Origin of the sequence: Streptomyces hygroscopicus subsp. hygroscopicus (assembly GCF_001553455.1) — a bacterium.
Classification (GTDB): Bacteria; Actinomycetota; Actinomycetes; order Streptomycetales; family Streptomycetaceae; genus Streptomyces; species Streptomyces hygroscopicus.
The window spans coordinates 24,903-43,582 of the sequence record NZ_BBOX01000001.1 but is presented as its reverse complement, the minus strand read 5'-3'; the positions used below and the strand labels follow the sequence as shown (position 1 = coordinate 43,582).

At 71.1% G+C, this 18,680-nt stretch carries 19 protein-coding genes and 1 pseudogene; 13 read left to right on the top strand and 7 right to left on the bottom strand.

Annotated elements, in window-relative coordinates; all coding sequences use genetic code 11:
* Positions 1-4: 4 nt before the first annotated feature.
* Positions 5-574 carry a TetR/AcrR family transcriptional regulator gene (locus tag AXW62_RS00215; RefSeq protein ID WP_060942643.1) on the top strand — a complete coding sequence of 190 codons (570 nt, stop codon included), beginning with the start codon at positions 5-7 and terminating at the stop codon, positions 572-574.
* Between the two features lie 24 nt (positions 575-598).
* Complete coding sequence (locus AXW62_RS46985) at positions 599-886, top strand: transposase (protein WP_360051388.1); 288 nt, start codon at positions 599-601, stop codon at positions 884-886.
* Between the two features lie 712 nt (positions 887-1,598).
* Here the strand turns inward: AXW62_RS46985 and AXW62_RS46550 are convergent.
* Positions 1,599-1,727 (bottom strand): hypothetical protein, encoded by a 129-nt coding sequence (locus AXW62_RS46550; RefSeq protein WP_280142923.1) that lies wholly within the window; start codon positions 1,725-1,727, stop codon positions 1,599-1,601.
* Between the two features lie 26 nt (positions 1,728-1,753).
* Between AXW62_RS46550 and AXW62_RS00205 the strand changes: the two genes are divergently transcribed.
* Complete coding sequence (locus AXW62_RS00205) at positions 1,754-2,671, top strand: alpha/beta hydrolase (protein ID WP_060942641.1); 918 nt, start codon at positions 1,754-1,756, stop codon at positions 2,669-2,671.
* 214 nt (positions 2,672-2,885) lie between these two features.
* On the opposite strand, the pseudogene AXW62_RS00200 reads toward AXW62_RS00205, so the two are convergent.
* Positions 2,886-3,260, bottom strand: a pseudogene (locus AXW62_RS00200) (RNA polymerase sigma factor); the annotation flags it as partial.
* 152 nt (positions 3,261-3,412) lie between these two features.
* On the opposite strand from AXW62_RS00200, the gene AXW62_RS00195 reads away from it, so the two are divergent.
* The 5 genes from AXW62_RS00195 to AXW62_RS00175 all read left to right on the top strand — a co-directional run bounded on the left by AXW62_RS00195 (position 3,413) and on the right by AXW62_RS00175 (position 8,475).
* Positions 3,413-4,684, top strand: a complete 1,272-nt coding sequence (locus AXW62_RS00195) for an alpha/beta hydrolase (RefSeq protein ID WP_060942640.1) — start codon at positions 3,413-3,415, stop codon at positions 4,682-4,684.
* 411 nt (positions 4,685-5,095) lie between these two features.
* Positions 5,096-5,479, top strand: a complete 384-nt coding sequence (locus AXW62_RS00190; protein WP_060942639.1) for a hypothetical protein — start codon at positions 5,096-5,098, stop codon at positions 5,477-5,479.
* 41 nt (positions 5,480-5,520) lie between these two features.
* On the top strand, positions 5,521-6,381 hold the full coding sequence (locus tag AXW62_RS00185; RefSeq protein ID WP_060942733.1) for an LLM class flavin-dependent oxidoreductase: 861 nt from the start codon (positions 5,521-5,523) through the stop codon (positions 6,379-6,381).
* 15 nt (positions 6,382-6,396) lie between these two features.
* A complete protein-coding gene (locus tag AXW62_RS00180; protein WP_060942638.1) occupies positions 6,397-7,365 on the top strand; it encodes an alpha/beta hydrolase in 969 nt (322 codons plus the stop codon).
* A 213-nt stretch (positions 7,366-7,578) separates the two neighbouring features.
* Positions 7,579-8,475, top strand: a complete 897-nt coding sequence (locus tag AXW62_RS00175; protein ID WP_060942637.1) for a cyclase family protein — start codon at positions 7,579-7,581, stop codon at positions 8,473-8,475.
* Positions 8,476-8,495: 20 nt separating this feature from the next.
* On the opposite strand, the gene AXW62_RS43670 is transcribed toward AXW62_RS00175, so the two are convergent.
* Together AXW62_RS43670 and AXW62_RS00170 are read right to left on the bottom strand one after the other, a co-directional pair.
* Positions 8,496-8,648 (bottom strand): hypothetical protein, encoded by a 153-nt coding sequence (locus AXW62_RS43670; RefSeq protein WP_159060779.1) that lies wholly within the window; start codon positions 8,646-8,648, stop codon positions 8,496-8,498.
* 411 nt (positions 8,649-9,059) lie between these two features.
* Positions 9,060-9,746 (bottom strand): TetR/AcrR family transcriptional regulator, encoded by a 687-nt coding sequence (locus tag AXW62_RS00170; protein ID WP_060942636.1) that lies wholly within the window; start codon positions 9,744-9,746, stop codon positions 9,060-9,062.
* Between the two features lie 124 nt (positions 9,747-9,870).
* Here AXW62_RS00170 and AXW62_RS42245 point away from each other — a divergent pair, with 124 nt between their 5' ends.
* The 5 genes from AXW62_RS42245 to AXW62_RS00145 all read left to right on the top strand — a co-directional run bounded on the left by AXW62_RS42245 (position 9,871) and on the right by AXW62_RS00145 (position 14,328).
* Positions 9,871-10,362 carry an NAD(P)-binding protein gene (locus AXW62_RS42245; protein WP_060942635.1) on the top strand — a complete coding sequence of 164 codons (492 nt, stop codon included), beginning with the start codon at positions 9,871-9,873 and terminating at the stop codon, positions 10,360-10,362.
* A gap of 329 nt (positions 10,363-10,691) precedes the next feature.
* Positions 10,692-12,014 (top strand): PucR family transcriptional regulator, encoded by a 1,323-nt coding sequence (locus tag AXW62_RS00160; protein WP_060942634.1) that lies wholly within the window; start codon positions 10,692-10,694, stop codon positions 12,012-12,014.
* A 96-nt stretch (positions 12,015-12,110) separates the two neighbouring features.
* Positions 12,111-13,289, top strand: coding sequence for an acyl-CoA dehydrogenase family protein (locus AXW62_RS00155; protein WP_060942633.1), 1,179 nt, complete (start codon positions 12,111-12,113; stop codon positions 13,287-13,289).
* A 55-nt stretch (positions 13,290-13,344) separates the two neighbouring features.
* Positions 13,345-13,836 (top strand): flavin reductase, encoded by a 492-nt coding sequence (locus AXW62_RS00150; RefSeq protein ID WP_060942632.1) that lies wholly within the window; start codon positions 13,345-13,347, stop codon positions 13,834-13,836.
* A gap of 180 nt (positions 13,837-14,016) precedes the next feature.
* Positions 14,017-14,328 carry a saccharopine dehydrogenase family protein gene (locus AXW62_RS00145; RefSeq protein ID WP_060942631.1) on the top strand — a complete coding sequence of 104 codons (312 nt, stop codon included), beginning with the start codon at positions 14,017-14,019 and terminating at the stop codon, positions 14,326-14,328.
* 230 nt (positions 14,329-14,558) lie between these two features.
* Here the strand turns inward: AXW62_RS00145 and AXW62_RS00140 are convergent, their stop codons facing one another.
* The 3 genes from AXW62_RS00140 to mhpA all read right to left on the bottom strand — a co-directional run bounded on the left by AXW62_RS00140 (position 14,559) and on the right by mhpA (position 18,675).
* On the bottom strand, positions 14,559-15,539 hold the full coding sequence (locus AXW62_RS00140; RefSeq protein WP_060942630.1) for an amidohydrolase family protein: 981 nt from the start codon (positions 15,537-15,539) through the stop codon (positions 14,559-14,561).
* A 27-nt stretch (positions 15,540-15,566) separates the two neighbouring features.
* Positions 15,567-16,670 (bottom strand): amidohydrolase family protein, encoded by a 1,104-nt coding sequence (locus AXW62_RS00135; protein WP_060942629.1) that lies wholly within the window; start codon positions 16,668-16,670, stop codon positions 15,567-15,569.
* 376 nt (positions 16,671-17,046) lie between these two features.
* Entirely contained in the window at positions 17,047-18,675 is a 1,629-nt protein-coding gene (mhpA, locus tag AXW62_RS00130) for a bifunctional 3-(3-hydroxy-phenyl)propionate/3-hydroxycinnamic acid hydroxylase MhpA (RefSeq protein WP_060942628.1), read from the bottom strand.
* Positions 18,676-18,680: the final 5 nt, after the last annotated feature.

Sequence of the window (18,680 nt, the reverse complement as noted above, 5' to 3'; positions counted from 1 at the left end):
TCCCATGGCTCGCTGGCAACCTGACGCACCAGGACGACTCGCCGCTGCCGCCCTCGACCTCTTCGAGGAGCGCGGTTACGAGAGCACGACCGTGATCGAGATCGCGGAGCGTGCGGGGCTCACCAAGAGCACGTTCTTCCGGTACTTCCCGGACAAGCGTGAGGTGCTCTTCGGCGGGGGCACGGTGGCCGGTCTGCTCGTCGAGGGGATCGCCTCGGCGCCGCCGACGGCCGGGCCGCTCGACGCGGTGGCCCACGGCCTCGACGCGCTCGGCCGGACGTTCTTCACCGCCGACCGCCGCGAGTTCAGCGGCCGGCGCCAGGCCGTGCTGAACGCCCACACGGAACTGCGTGAACGCGAAGCCCTGAAAAGGATCGACCTCACCGCCTCGATGATCGAGGCCCTCGAACGCCGCGGAGTCCCGAGCCTGACCGCTCGCGTGGCCGCGAAACTGGGTGCGCTCGTCTGGGAGATCGCCTACGATCAGTGGGTCGACACCAACAACCGCGAGGGCTTCGGCCCGCTGGCACGGCAAGCGCTCGCCGACGTACGCGCGGCCGGAGTCGTGCGCTAGGGTCTGGCCTCACAGATCCTCCTGGTGGTGGTATCTGGTGTGGTGGTACGTCGTCATGAACTCCCTGGCTTGGAACGGGAGTTGCTCGCTCCGCTGATGCCCCGGGCCGTAACGGGGCGGCCTCGTGTGGAGGACCGGCAGGTCGTCAACGGGATGGTCGGCGAGATCCGTACCGGGATCTCCTGGCGTGACCTGCCGGAACGCCACGGGCCGTGGAAGACCGCGTACACCCCGCTTCGGCCGCTATGCGCTCGACAAAGTCCTCACCCGGGCTCTGCGGCAGATCCAGGCCCGTGCGGATGCCGCCGGTGACAGGGCGGGCACGGTCGCGGCGAACCTGCACCGGTTCCCCACGGTGTTCGCCGCACTCCAGCGGTCGTCGCCACGGTCCGTCAGCTTGCCGAGGGTGCCCGCCGAGTGAGGGGAACCGGCTGCCCTCGCGCCGGACCTCGGCCGCGCCCGCTCCGGTGAGGTGCGGGCACCACGAGTCCGCCCGAGTCGGCGGCGCGTTCGAGCAGGGCGAGGCCAGTCGCGGTGGCCTGGCGCGGGCCTCGCGGAAGCAACCGCTGCAGCCCGGTGCGATGCCGTACCGGGCTGTGTACCACATCACCTGCGAACACGGCGTGATCAGAGCCCGAGGACGGATGGCCGACGTAGAAGCTGTGGCTCGGCACGGGATCCAGGCTGAGGTTGCCGTCGATCCGGTGGCGCTTTCCCACAGCACGACACGGCCGAGGACGGGCGCGATGCCGTCGGCGCAGATGAGCAGCCTGCCCTGCCCGCGGCGTCGCTCGCGGTCGTCGCAGCGCGCGGGACGTCGGCGGGAAACACCCACAGGCCGCCCTCAGTTACCGCCGCGACAGGCCGGACGCGGTGGCCTCTGGCCTCCGCGCGCACCACAGCGTCTCGTGGCGCTGCCCGATGCACGTACCGACGCACCGCGCATTGCGGAGACGCGCGACGGCACCTGCAACCTCGCCAGGGGACGCGCGTCTGTCATGACGTAGGGATGTGCGGTGCTCGCTCACTGCGGGGCAGCGCATGCGAACAGCTCGAAGGTGGCGGCCCCGGGCGCGCCGTACCCGCCCTCGGGGCGGGACCACGCGTCGTACCCGGCGCCACCCTCCGTGCCGTCCCAGGGCACTTCGAGCACCCGGGAGAGAAGAGCAAGGACGAACAGTGAGAAGAGATCCCCGCGCGATCCTGGTCGCGCTGCTGTGCTTTGGTGCGCTGGCGGCGTGCTCCTCCGGGCCGGATACGGCCCGTGCGCCGAGGTCCGCCCACACGTCGGCGGCGGCCGAGCCGTCGACCGGCGGACACTCGGCGCAGGACCGGGCCACACCGCACACCGCCCGGCCCACCCCCCGACCACCCGTCTCCTACACCCCCGGCTGGCCCCACGAAACGGTCCGCAACAGCACGGGCCACCTCGTCAACGCCTGCGTACCCAGGGCCCTGCGGGACAAGGCCACCACACTCACCACAAGCGACGGCGTGCACGTGTCCGCCCTCGAACTCGGTGACGGTCCCGATGGGGTGCTGCTCGGCCACGAGCAGGGCTACAGCATCTGCTCGTTCCTCGACATCGGAAAGGAACTCGCGTCCCGCGGCTACCACGTGATGATCCCGGAATACCGCAACCACGGCGCCTCGGAAGAGGTGCCCGACAACGAGCACATCGCTCGGGACGCCCGTGCCGCACTCGCCGAACTCAAGCGCCTGGGCGCCCAGCGTGTCTTCCTCGGAGGAGCGTCGTGCGGCGGGACCACCGCGGCGATCGCCGGCGCCGAGGGCCGCTTGCCGGTGGTGGGGCTGCTCATCATGTCCTCCCCTGCCCGTTGCGGCGGCGATGGCGTGGCCGCGGTGAGGACGATCGACGCTCCTTCCTTGTTCGTCGTCTCGCCCGGCGACATGAACGGCGCCGTGGAGAAGCAGGTCCGTGAGCTGTACGCGGCCTCCGCCTCGAAGGACAAGAAGCTCGTCATCGATCGGAGTGGATTCCACGGGACCGACATGATCCGCAGGAGTCCCCAGGGCGCCGCACTGCACGACCGGGTGATCCGCTTCATCGAGTCCGCCTTCGCCCGCCCGCGGTGACGGGAGCCCCGTCCGTAACGGCGTGACAGGCCCGGTGCTATCCACCCGGCAGGGCCTCCGCGAGGAGCCACCTCGGGGCGACCCCCGTGGGCCCGGGACCAGAACGCCCGGCCGGGCAGCCGGAGGGCGGCGGTGCGGGAGCGGGTGCCACGGTCCCCGCATTCGGTGACGCCGTCGGGCCGGAGCCACCGGCCGGGGAGACCGAAGGACCGGACTGCCGTCGGGTGAGCGACCGCAGCGCCGCCCGGTGTTCCTCCTTCGGCAGCACGTCCTCGTCGGCCGGCGCAACGTCGACGGGCCGCTCCGGCACGTAACGTGTGCGCGGGCGGTCCCGCACGTGGGCGCGGGCGGTCCGGCGCCTGCGCAGGACCGAGCGCGCGCCGTTCACCACGCTGGTCCGCAGATACGCCTCGGGGTCGGCCAGGCCGGCGAGTGTGCCGCCATGACGGCGGAACAGGGCCGTGAACGCATCCTGGACGACGTCCTCCGCGGTGGGAAGGTCGTCCACGAGGGTTGCGGGTGCCGGGAAGAATGTGGCGTCGCTCACGCGGCACACCGGCACACCGGCACACCCCACGGTGTGCCGCATGCGGACGGGAAGGCGAGAACCCGTACACGCCGGAACCCCCGGGCCGCGCAACCCAGGACCTCGCCGGGCGTCTGTCGGAGTGAAGCCATCATCCGGCCTGGCGACTGCCTGCCGGAGTCACGCTCACTGCTCACTATTCACGGAGACCGTCCTTGACACACAACGACACATCCACGGCTTCTCGCCGCCTGTTTCGCGCCCGCACACTCGCCGTGTCCACGGCCGCCCTCTTCCTGTCGCAGGCCCTGGTGGCAAGCCCCGCGTCCGCCGCGGCCTCCGACGCTCTGCCCCATGGGCCGGGGGGCGTCACCACCGTCACCTACAACCTGGGTGACCAGGCCTATCGGCTGCCGGGAACCGGGGAACCGGTCGAGATCGCCGCGACCGTGCACTACCCGAAGGATCTCGGCACCACGCCGCGGCCCCTCATCGTCCAGCTGCACGGCTGGCACGAGACCTGCGCGGACCGGGCGGCAGCGGCTTCCCGTGACGCCGCCGAACAGGCCGGGGACTGGGACGCGTACGCGGCCGCCGGCCAGAAACTGTTCAGTTGGCCCTGCGCCCCCGGCACACCTCCCATCGCCAACGAACGCGGCTACGACTACCTCGGCGAGGAACTGGCCGGCCACGGCTTCATCGTGGTGTCCATCCGCGCCAACGGCATCAACGCCTCATCGGTGTGGGGCGACGAGAACGCCTCCGCGCGGGCCGACCTGATCAACAAGCACCTCGCCCTGTGGCAGCAGCTCAACGCCTCGGGCCGTGGCGGTCTCGTCGGTGCGTTCCGTGACCCGGTCACGGGCAAGCCGCAACGCGTCGACTTCAGGCATCGCGTCGACCTGAACAAGGTCGGCACCATGGGCCACTCGCGCGGCGGCGCGGGCGTGACCTGGCAGGCGGCCGATCGCCACAAGGCCCAGTGGCCCGCCGGCGTCAAGGTCAGGGCGGTCATGGCGCTGGCCCCCGCCTACAACGTCATGACCGAGGACATGACCGCGTACGGCATCACGGAGACGCCCGTGGCCGTGATGCGCGGGACCTGCGACGGTCAAGTCGGTCTTGAGGCCTTCTCCTTCGCCGCCGACGCGACGGCCAAGAGCTCCGCCGGGTTCTACCGGTTCGAGGTACACGGCGCGAATCACAACTACTTCAACACACAGTGGTCCCCGGACAGCGGACAGGTCGCCGCCGCCGACGACGCCGGCCACGACGGCGACCACCCCGGCCAGTGCACCACCCCCGGTGACTCCGCCTACGAGACCCAGCTGACCGAAACCGGCCAACGCCAGGTCGCCGCGGCCTACATCGACGCCTTCTTCCGGCGCCACCTCACCGGGGACAAGCGGTTCGACGCGATGCTGACCGGCAAGCAGCACCCCCTGGCGGACATCGCCTCCGTCGACGTGACGGCCGACCGTCGCTGACTTCGCGGTCTCCCCTCCTTCCCGCGGGTTCGTCCCGGGGGAGGAGGGACACCCGCCACCGGTCACGGGTACGGGTGTCACCGGACACGGGTACGGGTGCGATCCGGGGGTGCGGGTGAGTTGGCTGGTGTCGCCGTTCCGCGGTGAACCGCACTGGGAGGATGCGCTCCAGCACCTGCCGCCCTCCGTCGCCTCGAGGGCGCGGTGCGCACGTCTCGCGAGGGGCACATCGACCATGTGGCGGGCGTGGAAGTGCGGGGGAAGGTTCCGGCTCCGAATCGTGGGCATCTCCCGCTTGCAAAGCGGAGCGCTGCTCCGTATTGTGATCCGGAGCGGCGCTCCGGATTTCGATTCTGCCGGACACCGCGCAGCAGGAGCCCGCTGGGCTCGTTCGAGAAAGGCATTCACCTCGTGAGCGACAACACGTCCGCCGACGGCGGCAACGACTTCACCGCCCCGGTCATCTCCGTCGGCCCGATCGCTCTGGCCGCCCCGGACCGCGGCCGGGACCGGCGGGTACGGGTCACGGCGTCCACGATCACCGACGGCTACCGCCTCAGCCCGGGCGCCACCGATCCGCGGGCCCCGTTCGGGGCGGAACACGGAGTCGGCGGCATCCAGGGAGCCAACGACACGCGCACCATCGACGGGAGCCCCGAGCGTGTCGCGCTCGTCCAGCAGGCCACTTTGGCGTATCCGCCTACCGCGCTGGGTCTCGACCATGACGCGTGGCCTACCGCCCGTCGGGCGCCGGCCGCGGCCGACGCCCCGCTGGGAAGCGTCGGCTCGAAGTGATCAACCCCCTCGTGCCGGCCCGCAAGCCCAGTTTCGGAATCATGACCGCCCCGGCGCAGGTCGCCTATGACGACGTCCTGCGGGTCTGGGACGAAGCGGACGGCATCACACAGATCGAGCACGCCTGGCTGTTCGACCACCTCATGCCGCTCGGCGGCGACCCGAACGGGCCCACCTTCGAGGGCTGGACCCTGCTGTCCGCTCTCGCGGCCCGAACCGAGCGGTTGCGGCTCGGGGTGATGGTCACGAGCAACAGGTTCCGGCCACCGGCCATGCTGGCCAAGATCGCCGCCACGGTCGATGCCGTCTCCGGCGGCCGACTCGAGTTCGGCATCGGCGCGGGCTCTCGCCCCGACGTGCCGCTGGCCCGGCGTGAGTACGCAGCGCACGGCCTCCCCTTCCACGACGCCGCCCACGCGGTCGGAAGCCTCGCCGAGGCGTGCACGATCATCCGCAGACTATGGACCGAAACCGCACCGTTCGACTTCCAGGGCGACTACCACCGGCTGACGGGCGCGTTCTGCGGTCCCAAACCCGTCCAGCGCCCCCATCCGCCGATCCTGGTCGGCGGCCAGGCCACGCCGACGCTGCGCGTGGTCGCCAAGCACGCGGACCGGTGGAACATGCCCGGCGGCGGCATCGACAAGGCCATCGAGCGCAGCGCCACCCTGGACCGGCTGTGCGACGAGATCGGCCGGAACCCGGCCGAGATCACTCGATCCATCGTCCTGCCCGTCTCATACGACCGGCCCGACGGCACCCGCCGCACCATCCGCGCAGCGCTCGACGGCGGGTTCAATCACATCGTGCTCGGACTGGGCGCGCCCTACCCGACCGGCGTCGCACGCTGGGTCGCCGACACCGTCATCGCCCCCCTCTCCGGCACGATCACCGCCCCCTGAGCCGAGGAATCACAGATGCCCAGGACACACCCACCGCTCGACCCGGAGCTCGCCGCAGCGCTGACGGTCGTACACCGACATCTGTCACCCACCATCACCGCCGAGGACATCGAGGAACTGCGGGTGAACCCCCTGTTCGCCGTCCCGGACGAGGATCTGACGCGCGACGGGACCATCCACCTGCGGAACAGGTCCGTACCCGGTCCGGCGGGCGCTTCCGAGGTTTCGCTGCTCGTCCTCAGGCCGGTGGGCCTGGCAGCAGGAGCGCCCATCTTCTACTACATGCACGGCGGCGGCATGATCATCGGCAACAACCGCACCGGAGTCGGCGCCGTGCTGGACTGGGCCGTCGACATCGGCGCCATCGTGGTGTCGGTGGAGTACCGCCTGGCACCTGAGCACCCCGACCCGGCGCCGATCGAGGACTGCTACGCGGGTCTGCTGGGCACCCACCGCCTCGCCACGGAGATAGGTGGTGACCCGAACCGCATCGTCGTCACCGGAGCGAGCGCCGGCGGCGGGCTCGCGGCCGGCGTGGCGCTTCTCGCACGCGACCGCGGCGGCCCTCAGCCGCTGGGCCAGTTGCTCATGTGCCCGATGCTCGACGACCGCTTCATCACCCGCAGCAGCCGAGAACTCGACGGTGCGGGCATCTGGGACACCACCAGCAACATGACCGGATGGAACGCGCTGCTCGGCGAACGCAGAGGCGGCAGCGACGTCAGCATCTACACGGCGCCCGCGAGAGCGACCGACCTGACCGGCTTGCCCACCTCCTTCGTCGACGTCGGCTCTGTCGAGACCTTCCGCGACGAGGACATCCATTACGCCGCTCGGCTGCTGCAGGCCGGCGTCCAGACCGAACTGCACGTCTGGCCGGGCGGTTTCCACGGCTTCGACGGCATCGCGCCACAAGCCGCGCTGTCGCGGACCGCATCGGCGACCCGAACCGCCTGGGTCCGGCGACTCTTGACCGCGGGCTGACAAGCAGAGCGGAGCCGACGTGATCTGCACGCGAGGGAACTCGCGGGCCGAACCCGCGGCCGACTCGTCGAGACGAGCCCAGGACTGCCTGCCTGGAGCGGGAAGACCGACCACCGTCCTCGGTGGGCCGACTGATGTCCCGACCTTCACGACGTCGGCCGAGCCGCACTGAGCCAGCACCTCTACCAAACCAACCATGAACTGCGAGGAAAGATGGACACGGACGAAGTTTCCTGGCCGCGAGGGAAAGGGCCGCTGACCAACCGGGGCCGCTGGGGCGCTGACGACGACCGAGGCACCCTGAATTTCATTACGCCCGCAGCGCGCGTCCGTGGCGTGGCCCAAGCCATGACGGGTCGTGTTGTCTCCCTGGCTCACTCGATCACGCCGGTACCCATGGCCGCGCCGGTCGCTTTCGCCGAGCACAGCATGCCGTCCGCCGTACTGCAAACCATGACGTTTTCCGGTTCGCCCACCCCGGCGTTGACCGATGTGCTGCTGATCAACGTCCACCACGCGCGTTCGACGCACATCGACGCCTTGGCGCACATACCGGTCGACAACACCGTCTACCCCGGTGTCTCACTCGCCGAAGCGACCGCCGGAGCGACGGTCAGCCGGAGTTCGTCGTCGGCGTTCGTCGACGGGATCGTTACCCGGGGGGTGTTTCTCGACCTGGCGCCGGGAGAGCGGCTCGCCGAGAACCATGTCGTGACGGCGGACGACCTGGCGGCGGCCGAGGAGCGTCAGGGAGTGCGAGTCGAGTCCGGTGACGCGCTGGTCGTGCGCGGGGGGTGGGTCGCCGCCGACGATCCTTTCGACCCCCTGCCCACCACCTCGCTGAGTGCCGTCGAGTGGATGGCGGAGCGTGAAGTGTGCCTGTACGCCGGCGATATCGGCGACAAGCTCCCCGGACCGTCGGGCGGATCGCCTGTGCTGCACAACATTGCCCTCGCCCAGCTGGGGATGCCGTTGATCGACTGCGCCAATGTGGCTGAGCTGGCGCGGGTGTGCGCCGAAATCGATCGATACAGCTTCCTGTTCGCGCTCGGGACGATTCCCGTGCACGGCGCCACCGGACTCCCGGTCAATCCCCTCGCCGTCTTTTAGGTCTGCTGCGAAAGTGCTGCTCACAGCCGGCCTTTGAGGAGTGCGAGCAGCACGGCCGCTCCGTAGCGGACCGCGAGCTCGTCGTACCCCGGGCTACAGACCTGTGGCGTCTCGCCCGATCCGTCTCCGCACTCCACCGCATGGCGTTGCCTGGAGTCAGCCTTGTCGAACATCGGTGGGCGCCCCACGTGGGAACCGAGCTTTCTGCGCTCGCGGACCTGGCCGGGGGCGCCCGCCGCTTACGCACCGGTCTGCTCGCGCTGGGCGAGCCGTTGTGCGCCGCCGTCGAGGGCCGGCCGGGCGCGGTTCCGGCCGACCTGGCAGCCCCGCCGGGACATGGGGCCTGGCCGTGTTGTGCGAGCGCCTGTGGCCGGACGGCGCCGGCGCGGACCCCTGGAGGGCAGTACGGCAGATGCCCGCGGGGCCCGAACCGGCCGCGCTGGCGGCCGCTACGGGATCGGACCGCACACACCCGAGCTCGAACGGGATGGCCTCTGCATCCGTGACGTCACACCCCTTGTCGCCGCAGATGGTGCAACCGTTGGCCGGCCGGGATGCTGAAGCGTTGGCCCTGGGCCCGGCCGTCAGGACGAGTGGTGCCGCGCCATGGTCTGGTCGAACTCGTCCAGGTCCAGTGCACGATGGGGCAGAGGAGTCGGGGCGGCCCGCTCGGCGCGTAGGCCGTCCAGGATGAGGGTTGAATAGCGCTGCCACAGCTCCGGCGCGACCTCCCGGCTGTGCTCGGTGACGACTCCGAGCATGAGCTGGATGAGGGGGAAGTCCGTCGCTTCGACGTCGTCGCGGAGCCGGCCGTCCTCCTGGGCGCGTACGAGCAGGGCGCCGACCGCGGGTGTGAGGCGTTCCCGTAGGGCCGCCATGCGGGTCCTGCCGTGCGTACCGTGCAGCAGAACTTCGCGGAGCCCGCGGTCCTCGGCGAAGTGGCGGGCGCTGGCCTGGAAGAACTCTGCGAGCCCGTCCCAGGGGTCCGCGTGGTCGAGGGCGTGTTCCGCGCGTGCGATCAGGGCCTGTGCCTGGTCCTCGAAGACCGCCTCGACGAGTGCCTCGCGGTTGGCGAAGCGGCGGTAGGCGGTGCCGACCCCGACGCCCGCGTGGTGGGCGATGTCGTCGAGGGTGACCCCCAGCCCTCTGCGGGCGAAGAGCTCCCGGGCGGCGGCGATGAGGCGTTGCCGGTTGCGTTCCGCGTCGGCTCGCAGGGGGCGGGTCCCGGGGGCGCTTTCGGCGGGCGGGGTGGGGGCGGTCCGACGGCGCATGGCTCCACTGTACCCACTGACTGGAGGTTGCTCCTCCGGATAGTGCTACGGTGAGGACGGAAGTGGAGATGGCATCTCCGCTTGGTCTTCGTCTCGGTGCACGCACTCGGAGAGTGAGAACGACATGGACACCCGAAGCCCACGCGCCCTGATCGTGGGTACAGGTATCGCCGGTCTGGCCGCGGCCGTGCGTCTGCGCGAGACCGGCTGGGAGCCACTGCTGGTCGAGCGCGCCGCCCGGCGCCGCCCCGCCGGATACTTCGTCGGACTGTTCGAGACCGGCCGTGCCACCGCGGAGCGCATGGGCGTGCTCGACGCCATCGGCAACCGGTTCAACCCCACCAGCGTGACCTACGACATCGACCGGACCGGCCGCCGTCGCCCCAGCCCGGGATACGGCGACCTGCCCGGCCGGCCCCGCCTGCTCCTGCCTCCCGGGACCTGCCGGGCAGCCGGGTCGATGAGGTGCACCCGTCCGCGGAAGGCCGAGTTCTCGACAGCGTCGATGGAGACGGTGAAGAGATGCGGTCCGGCACCCGTGACGATCACGTCATCGATCACCGGAAAACAGCCCGCTGATGCAAATGAACGTTGTTCATTAATGCCGTTACAATGAGCCGCATGTCCTCCTCGTCAACCCGGTCCCGCGGCCGGCCACCGCAGGGTTGCCGAGGCCGCCGCCATGGCCGGGGGCAGGGCCGGAAGCGGGGTGTGGAGCGGAGCGGTCGGCCGCCCGCGCCCGCGCTCCGCGCGCCGCCCTGCTCGCCCGCCGCGACGGACTTCGGCCGCCTCTTCGAGTACCGACTCGGCCTGCTCATCGGCGGACTGAGGGCACGGCACTGACGGCACGCCGCAAAAACACACAAGAGCAAATTTTCTCCTGCACCAACGAGGGGACACGGAACAGCAGATGAGTCACAGTCGGCCCATGCGCCGGAGCGCCTGGTGAGCGCGGACGGGCTCAGGGCCCGGGAGCGGGGATGGCTGGCACGGCTCCGGCCCGAGGACGAGGCGGTCATCGGCTCCGCCGTGTCCGATCCCATGCTGGTCGCCGAGGTGGTCGCCCGGGTCGGCCGCGACGCGGCGGGGTGGGCCATCGAGGCCGGTCAGGCCATGGCGGCCAGACGGAACGTCCACGGTCTCTCCGATGTCCGGTACGTCCACTTCCGGCCGCGCCGTTCCTACGAGGCTCTGGCTCTGTCCGCCGTCGTCTCCCTGTCGGGGGACCACACTCCGCCCGCTGCTCTGCGCAGCGAGGTCTCCGCCCTGGTCAGGGAAGCCGTACCGAGGGGTGTGTCGGTGGACGTGGGGCTCCAGGGCGTCCAACTGTTCCACTCGGACTTCCTCGGCAGACTCTTCGACTGGTGCGGTGCCCATCTGCCCGCGGAGAGTCAGGCGGAGGTCATGCGGCAGATGTCCGCGGACCTGTTCGAGGGGATGGCCGCGCTGAGCGCTCTGATGGCACAGGAGTTCGCCGTCACCCGTGACCGCTGGCTCGCCGGTGCGGCGGCGGCCCGGCAGGAGATGGTACGGGACATCCTCGCGGGCCGGGAGACCAGCCGTGACGCGGCCATGAGCCGACTCTCCTACGATCTGACCGTGCACCATCTGGCGCTCATCGCCTGGTCCGACACCGAAGTGGACGGCGGCGCCGATGAACTCGCCGACGCCGCGACGCGGCTGCTGACGGCTGCCGGATGCTCCTCGGTCCTGCTGGTACCCACCGGCACGGCCAAGTTGTGGGCGTGGGGAGGCAGGGTCAGCGGTCCGCCCACGCCCGGCCCGGACCGGCAGTCCGCGTCGCAGAACCAAGGGCTCCCGCCACATCTGCGCGTGGCGCTGGGGCGCCCCGGACACGCCCTCGCCGGCTTCCGCCGCTCCCACGAGCAGGCGCTGGCGGCCGAACGGGCCGGCCGGGTGGGACGGTCTCCGGGGCCCGTGTACGACTACGAGCGGCTGGAGCTGCCGATCCTCCTGAACGCCGACCCGATCGCGGCGGCGGAGTTCGTGACCCGGGTGCTGGGGCCGCTTGCGGCCGACGACCCGGCGATGGCGGAGCTGCGGAGCACGCTGAGCGCCTACCTCGACGACGACCGAGCCGTCTCGGCTGTCGCCGAACGGCTGCACATCGCCAAGAACACCGTGCTGTACCGGGTGAAGAAGGCCGAGCAACTGCGCGGGCGTCCGGTGAAGGAGGACCGGCTGGCGGTGCACGCGGCCCTCAACTTCGTCGAGGTCTTCGGGCCGCCGTCGCAAAGAGCGGACTGAACTCTGGTCGCCGTCACAAGAGACGCGTCGCGTCGCTCGGCTTGACTCGGTCGCATCGGGGCGTGAGCCCGGACCGAGACATCCAAGGAAGCGATCATGACGATGACGGCCGTCGGACACGACGAAACCAGCGCGGTGCCCGCACGCGAGGAGCTCGTGGCGCGCGCCGCCGCACTTGTGCCGCTGCTCAGGCAGCACGCCGCCGAGACCGAGGAGCGGCGGCGGCTGAGCGACGTGAGCCTCGCGCTGATCACCGAGGCCGGGTTCGCGCGACTGTGCGTACCCGTCGAGTACGGTGGCTACGGCCAGGGCATCGGGACGCTGACCGAGGTGACGGCCGAACTGGGACGCGGCTGTGCCTCCACCGCCTGGGTGGTGGGAGTGAGTGGGCAGATCGCCGTTACTCCGAAGAGCCCCGCCCTCAATTCCGTCCTGTACGGCGAGGGTCCGGACTCCTGGCTGTGCGGTTCGCTCAATCCGACTGCCGGCCGGGTGGAACCTGTCGACGGAGGAGTCCGGCTGACCGGGCGGTGGGGGTACGCCTCGGGCTGCACCCATGCGCGGTGGGCGATGGTCCTGGCCACCGGCACCGTCGAGGAAGGCGGCCCGACCGTGCACGGCCTCGCCGTCCCGATGAGTGACCTGACCATCGACGAGGACTGGTGGGTCGCCGGTATGCGCGGCAGCGGCAGCCACACGATCGTCGCTTCGGACGTCTTCGTACCGGCCGAACGGGTCCTCACCCCCAAGGGCCCCCGGACCGCGGAGCAGGTGATCCTGAGCGGGATCGGCGGATCGGCCATGATGGCGGGCCCGCTGCTCGGCGCCACGCACGGGGCGCTGGACATCGTGCACCAGACGTTGGCGGCGAAGAAGAAAATCGTCTACAGCCGGTACCCCTCCGCTCCGGAGGCGGTGGTGACCCAGCTCTGGCTGGCCGAGGCAACGCAGCATCTGGACACCGCCCGGCTGCACACCCGCCGCGCGACCGACGCGATCGACGGGGCGGTCGCGTCCGGCAGCGCCATGAGTCTGGTGGAGCGGGCCCGCGCGCGCATGGACGTCTCCACCGCGGTGGAGAACTGCCGGCAGGCGATGTCACGGCTGCTCGACATCCACGGCGCGAGCGGGTTCGCCGAGGCCAACCCGCTGCAGCGCGCCTGGCGTGACCTGGAGGCGGCCGGCCGCCATGGCTTCCTCAACACGCAGTTGGCCCGCGAGGCCTACGGGCGGGCACTGACCGGTGACGACGAGCCCATCGCCACGAACATCTGACGCCGAACGCCGCATGAGCACGAACCCGAACGAGTGGGACAGGGGCGGAAACAACATGACCATCACAGCGACTCGCGCCGAATTCCGGGACGCCATGGCACACCTGGCGGCGGCTGTCAGCATTCTCACCACCGACGGCCCCGGCGGCCGGTGCGGAATCACACTGAGTGCCGTCTGCTCGGTCACGGACTCCCCGCCGACCGTCCTGGCGTGCGTCAACCGGAGCAGCGCCATGCACGACGTCTTCGTCAGCAATGGCCGGGTCGCGCTGAACGTCCTCGGCGGGGACCAGGCGGAACTGGCGCGGCACTTCTCCGGAGCAACGAACGTGGCGATGGACGAGCGCTTCGCCTGGAACATCTGGGCGCCGGCCTACCCGGTGCCGGTGCTGCGCGACGCGCCGGTGACCATGACCGGCACTCTGTCCGGGCGCACGCCGATGGGTTCGCACAGCGTTCTCTTCATCCGTGTGGAAGAGATCCACGTGCGGGGTGACGCCGACGGACTCGTCTACCACAACCGCGATTTTCACCGGCTGGGTTCGTGACGGGCCACCGCCGCCACCCCGCCCGGCCGCTGCAGGCGGCCAGGGGAGGGCGGCGGCGGTGACATCGGCTTCGACGAGGCGGCCCGGGGCGAAGAGCGCCGGGGCGGGCACGAGCGTGCCGGCGCCCAACTTTGCGCACCGCCATGTCCCCGTGGCCGCTGTCGGGGCGAGGACCCGGACATGACCAGCCGCATCATCCTCCTCGGCGCCACCGGCTGCACCGGCTCCCTCAACCTCGACGCCATGCTGCTGTGCCGCGGTCTCGGACCGGTCCTGGCCGGACGCAACCCCGCCGCCATGGCCGCCCTCACCGCGCGGCACGGCGGACTCGCGCCCGCGACCGCCGACGCAGGCGATCCCATGAGCGTACGCACACTGCTGCGCCCCGGCGATGTCCTCGTCACCACGGTCGGCCCCTTCAAACGCTACGGACATCCCGTGGCACAGGCGGCCGCCGGACAGCGGCGCGCACTCCATCGACTCCACCGGTGAGGTCGGCTTCGTCCGCGCCCTGCGCGACCGCGTCCATGACCGTGGCCGCGGGACGGGATCGGTGCTGCTGCCCGCTGTCGGCTACGACTACGTCCCCGGCGCCCTCGCTCGGCACCCTGGCGGGGCGGCAGGGCGGCGACGCCGTGCGCGCGACCGATTCGGATCTTTCGCCGCGCAGCTTTCCGGGAGGCGGGAGGAGCCGCCGCAGAACCTCAGGGAGTACGACCCCGTCATGCCCCCAGACGGGGGAAGAGCCGTCGGGCATTGCAGGTGGTCAGGGCCCGCCAGGTGCTGCCTGCCGGCTGCGGTGCTTCGTCGAGGGATGCGACCTGGGCGGCAGTGCCGGCGGCCGGGGTGAAGCAGTAGTCGCTGCCGTAGAGGATCCGATCGGTGCCGAAGGCGGCGCTCAGAGCGGGGAGTTGGTGGGGGAACGGGGTTCCGGCAATGTCGAACCAGAGGCAGCTCACCTGCTGGGGTACCGGCTCGGTCTCGGTGTCGGCAGATGTCGTCTGGGTGTCGGTGGCGAACACGTTGCGGAAAAGTTCCATCCGCTGGGTGAGCAGGGGCAGGGCGCCGGCTCCGTGCGTGAAGATCCACTCGATGTCGGGGTACTGCTCCAGGCGGTGGTTGAACACGAGGTCGCTGACGGTGCGGGTGGAGTCGAAGATGAATTCCAGCATGGGCCGCGGGCGCCCGAGGGATACGGCTTCGAAGTGGGGCGGGGAGGTGGGATGGACGAAGACGGGTGTACGGCGACGGTGGAGTTCGGCGAGCAGGGGCTCGAAGCGGGCGTCACCGAGGTAGACCCCGTGTGCGTTGGTTTTCAGAGTGACGCCGTCGCTGCCGAGCTGGTCCATGGCGTAGGCGAGTTCGTCAAGGGCGGCATCGACATCTGGCAGGGGAAGCGAGGCGAAGTGCCCGAAGCGGGCCGGGTGCCGGCGTTTGAGGTCGGCACCCGTCTCGTTCACATGCCGGCTGAGGGTGCGGGCTGCCCGGTCGTCACCGAAGTGGGTGCCGGGAGAGGAAATGGACAGCAGTGAGGTGGCGATGCCCCACTCGTCCATGAGTTCCAGGTGGCGCTCGGGATGCCAGGTGGGCCAGGCGGCCATGCCGTCGGGGCGGGTGTGCCCGGCGTCCTGCGCGGCCTCCACGTAGCGCGGGGTGAGGAAGTGGGCGTGCACGTCGATCAAAGGGGTGCGGCTGGTGTTCATCACAGTCGGCCTTCTCGTGGTGCGGGCTCAGGCGGGTCGGTGTTCGGCGCCACCGCACCAGATGCGGTGGATGGCACGAGTTGCGTGGATGTCCGTGAGGGGATCGCCGTCGACGAGCACGAGATCGGCGCGCCCTCCCGCGGCGATGGCGCCTCGGTCGGTCAGGCCGAAGACGCGGGCAGGCACGGTGGTGGCCGATCGCAGGGCCTCGGCGGGGGTGAGTCCCGCGTCGACGAGAAGTTCCAGTTCGTGGTGCAGGCTCGTGCCGTGTGGAACGTGGTGGGGGACGCCGGGCTGGGTGTTGGCGTCGGTTCCGGCGAGGATGGGGATGCCGGCCCGGTGCAGGGCGGCGAGGTTGCGGCGGGCGGTCCGGTAGGCGTGGGGGACGCCGCGTGCTGCGGCGGTGCCCTCCATCATGGTCAGCGTGGGGATGACCGCCTTTTTCCCCTCGGCCATGCGGGCGATGTCGGCCTGGTCCAGTGGTCGGTCGAGGGGGATGTGGGTGACGAGGTCGACGTCGGCGTTCAGGGCCATCGTGCAGGCGCCGGAGGTGACGGCGTGGGCCACGGTGCGTTTGCCGTGGGTGCGGGCTGCGGCGACGAGCGCGTTCATCGTTTCCTGGTCAGGACCGCCGTCTCCGGGGGCTTCCGCCACGATCTTGATGTAGTCGGATCCGGCGGACACCTGTGCCGCGACGAACTCACCGGCCTGCTGTGGGGTGCGCACGATGGCGTCGTTGGCCATGCCCGGAATGCGGGCGTGGGGGCCGCCCGGCCCGATGGCGGGGGTCCCGGCGCCGCGGATGTCGGTGACGCCAGGGGTGCCCCGCAGAGAGGTGAGGAACTGGGGTGGCCAGGTGGCCATGTCGAGCGCGGTGGTGACGCCGTGGGAGCACAGCTGTTCCAGCGTGCCGGGGCCGTGCAGATGGACGTGGGCGTCGATGAGGCCGGGCAGCAGGACCATGCCGTGACCGTCGATCACCTGCGCGCCGTGGGTGGAGGTGTCGGCGCTGATGGCCGCACCGTCGATCACGACGGTGCGTGGTTCGGTGAGCCGGTCGCCGTCGCATACCCGGACGTGGGTGAGCGCCGTGCGGGATGCGGTGGGAGCGGGGGGTGGCTGGTCGGTCAACGCTGCTCTCCCGGTGCGTGCTCGTGCCCGGGTGGACGGGGCGGGTCCTCACGTGACCCGTCGTGCGCAGGTGATCGCGCCCGGCCGTCGGTCGTGGCTGACGTTCCAGCCGTATGGCGCCGGGTCTGTCCGGGGGCAGGATCCGTCCCGGCCGCGAGGCAGGGCAACCTCGGACAGGGTACGGCCGGGGCGGTGCTCGGGGGCGGCGGGTGTGACTGCCGGTCCGCCGTGTCCGGTGGCTGTCCGGGACCACCGCACCGGCGGAAGTGGTTGCACCCCCTGTGCCGCGGCCCCGGGGATGTGTACCGGTCGGCGGTGGCGGCCGGATCCGCTCGGTGCGCACGCCGGGGGCCGTGGCGGCCACACGGTCGCCTGGCTACTGTTCGGCGGCGGTCAGCAGCGGCTGCGGCACGCCGGCTGCCCGGGCTGCGGGCCGCCGCAGGTGCTCGCGCAGCTGCCTGACCAGGTCGTGCAGCCCGGCCCCGTCGCCCGCGGCACCGAACAGGTAGAAGTCAGGCCGTACGATGGCGGCGGCGTGGCCGTGTTCGCGCAGGTGGGGGAGGTAGCCGTCGGGGGCGTCGAGGTAGCCCTCGGGCGGTGCGCTGTTCTCGAACAGGGCGACGATGTGGGCGCCTATGTCGGTGAGGAAGGCGCGGTCGGTGTCGTCGAGGGCGGCCAGCGGGGCGTCGCCGTCGGTCAGGACGGTGAAGCCGCCGCCGGTGAGGTCGTCCAGCAGGGCGGTGCGGCCCTGGTGGGTGAGTTCGTACTGCGGGGCGAGATGCCCGGCGCCGGGCGCCCGGTTGCCGTCCGGGGTCCGCTGGAGCACACCGTCGCCGAGGACCGGCGGTGGTGTGGGCGGCAGGGCGTGCTGCGGGTCGGCGCCGGCGGCGATCATGCGGGCGTCGCGGGCCGCGGCGTCGTCAGGGTCGAGGACGCAGATGACCTGGCCGAGGGCCATCGACATGCCGATGGCGTGCTGGACGTGCTCGCTGCGCTCGGAGGTGTAGGTGTTGAGCAGGCCGGCGTCGGCCCGGCCGGTCAGGACGAGGCCGAGCTTCCACGCGAGGTTGACGGCGTCGCGCATGCCGGAGCACATGCCCTGGCCGGCGAAGGGCGGCATCTGGTGGGCGGCGTCCCCGGCGAGGATCAGCCGGCCCTCGCGCCAGCGGTTCACCCAGCGGGCCTGGAAGGTGTAGACGGTGTGCCGCTCGATCGTGGTGTTCTCCGGGGTGCGGCCCCAGGGTTCCAGCAGCCGCCAGGCGGCCTTGAGGGTGTTGAGTTCCTCGATGCTCTCATGCGGCAGGCGAAGGAACTCCCAGCGGCGCCGCCCGGGGCCGCCGGAGACGATGGTGGTGGGGCGCCGCGGGTCGCACAGCTGCCAGTTCATCGGCGACCACGTCCTCTGCTCGTGCGGAAGGGTGTCGACGATCAGCCAGTCGTAGAAGAAGCCGAGGTCGGTGACGGTGGTGGCCATCGCTGAGCGGACGAAGCTGTTGGCGCCGTCGGCGCCGATGACGTAGCGGGCGCGGATCGTGCCCGGCCCGTCGGGTCCGTTCGTGGTCAGCCGGACGTGATCCTCGTCGTGAACGAGGCCGACGGCTTCGCAGCCGCGGCGAACCGTGACCGTGGGCAGGTGCTCGGCGGCCTCGGCGAGGACGGCCTCCAGCTGGGGCTGGCAGAAGAAGCTCGCGGTCGGCCAGCCGGACGGGCCCAGGCCCGACCAGTCGATGCGGACGAGCGCCTCGCCGGCGTGGTTGCGCCATTCGTAGTGGTCGGGCACGGGGTCGGTGACCGCGCGGACCTGCTCACCGACCCCGGCGGCCTGGAAGATCCGGCCGATCTCGTGGTCGAAGTGCACCGCCCGGGGCAGGTCGTAGGGGCTGGGCCAGCGCTCGACGGCGATGACGTCGTGCCCCTGCCGGCCCAGCAGCAGGGCCAGCATCTGGCCGACGGGACCGAAGCCCACGATGGCGACGTCGTGCGTCGGCGTGGAGGTGCCTGTCATGGTGG

Bases quoted from the DNA above. Each gene is read 5' to 3' on its own strand.
- AXW62_RS00140 (WP_060942630.1), bottom strand. From the start codon at position 15,539: ATGAACACCAGCCGCACCCCTTTGATCGACGTGCACGCCCACTTCCTC.
- mhpA (WP_060942628.1), bottom strand. From the start codon at position 18,675: ATGACAGGCACCTCCACGCCGACGCACGACGTCGCCATCGTGGGCTTC.
- AXW62_RS00155 (WP_060942633.1), top strand. From the start codon at position 12,111: ATGACGATGACGGCCGTCGGACACGACGAAACCAGCGCGGTGCCCGCA.
- AXW62_RS00170 (WP_060942636.1), bottom strand. From the start codon at position 9,746: ATGCGCCGTCGGACCGCCCCCACCCCGCCCGCCGAAAGCGCCCCCGGG.
- AXW62_RS42245 (WP_060942635.1), top strand. From the start codon at position 9,871: ATGGACACCCGAAGCCCACGCGCCCTGATCGTGGGTACAGGTATCGCC.
- AXW62_RS00185 (WP_060942733.1), top strand. From the start codon at position 5,521: ATGACCGCCCCGGCGCAGGTCGCCTATGACGACGTCCTGCGGGTCTGG.
- AXW62_RS00180 (WP_060942638.1), top strand. From the start codon at position 6,397: ATGCCCAGGACACACCCACCGCTCGACCCGGAGCTCGCCGCAGCGCTG.
- AXW62_RS00150 (WP_060942632.1), top strand. From the start codon at position 13,345: ATGACCATCACAGCGACTCGCGCCGAATTCCGGGACGCCATGGCACAC.
- AXW62_RS00145 (WP_060942631.1), top strand. From the start codon at position 14,017: ATGACCAGCCGCATCATCCTCCTCGGCGCCACCGGCTGCACCGGCTCC.
- AXW62_RS00175 (WP_060942637.1), top strand. From the start codon at position 7,579: ATGGACACGGACGAAGTTTCCTGGCCGCGAGGGAAAGGGCCGCTGACC.
- AXW62_RS00215 (WP_060942643.1), top strand. From the start codon at position 5: ATGGCTCGCTGGCAACCTGACGCACCAGGACGACTCGCCGCTGCCGCC.
- AXW62_RS43670 (WP_159060779.1), bottom strand. From the start codon at position 8,648: ATGTTCGACAAGGCTGACTCCAGGCAACGCCATGCGGTGGAGTGCGGA.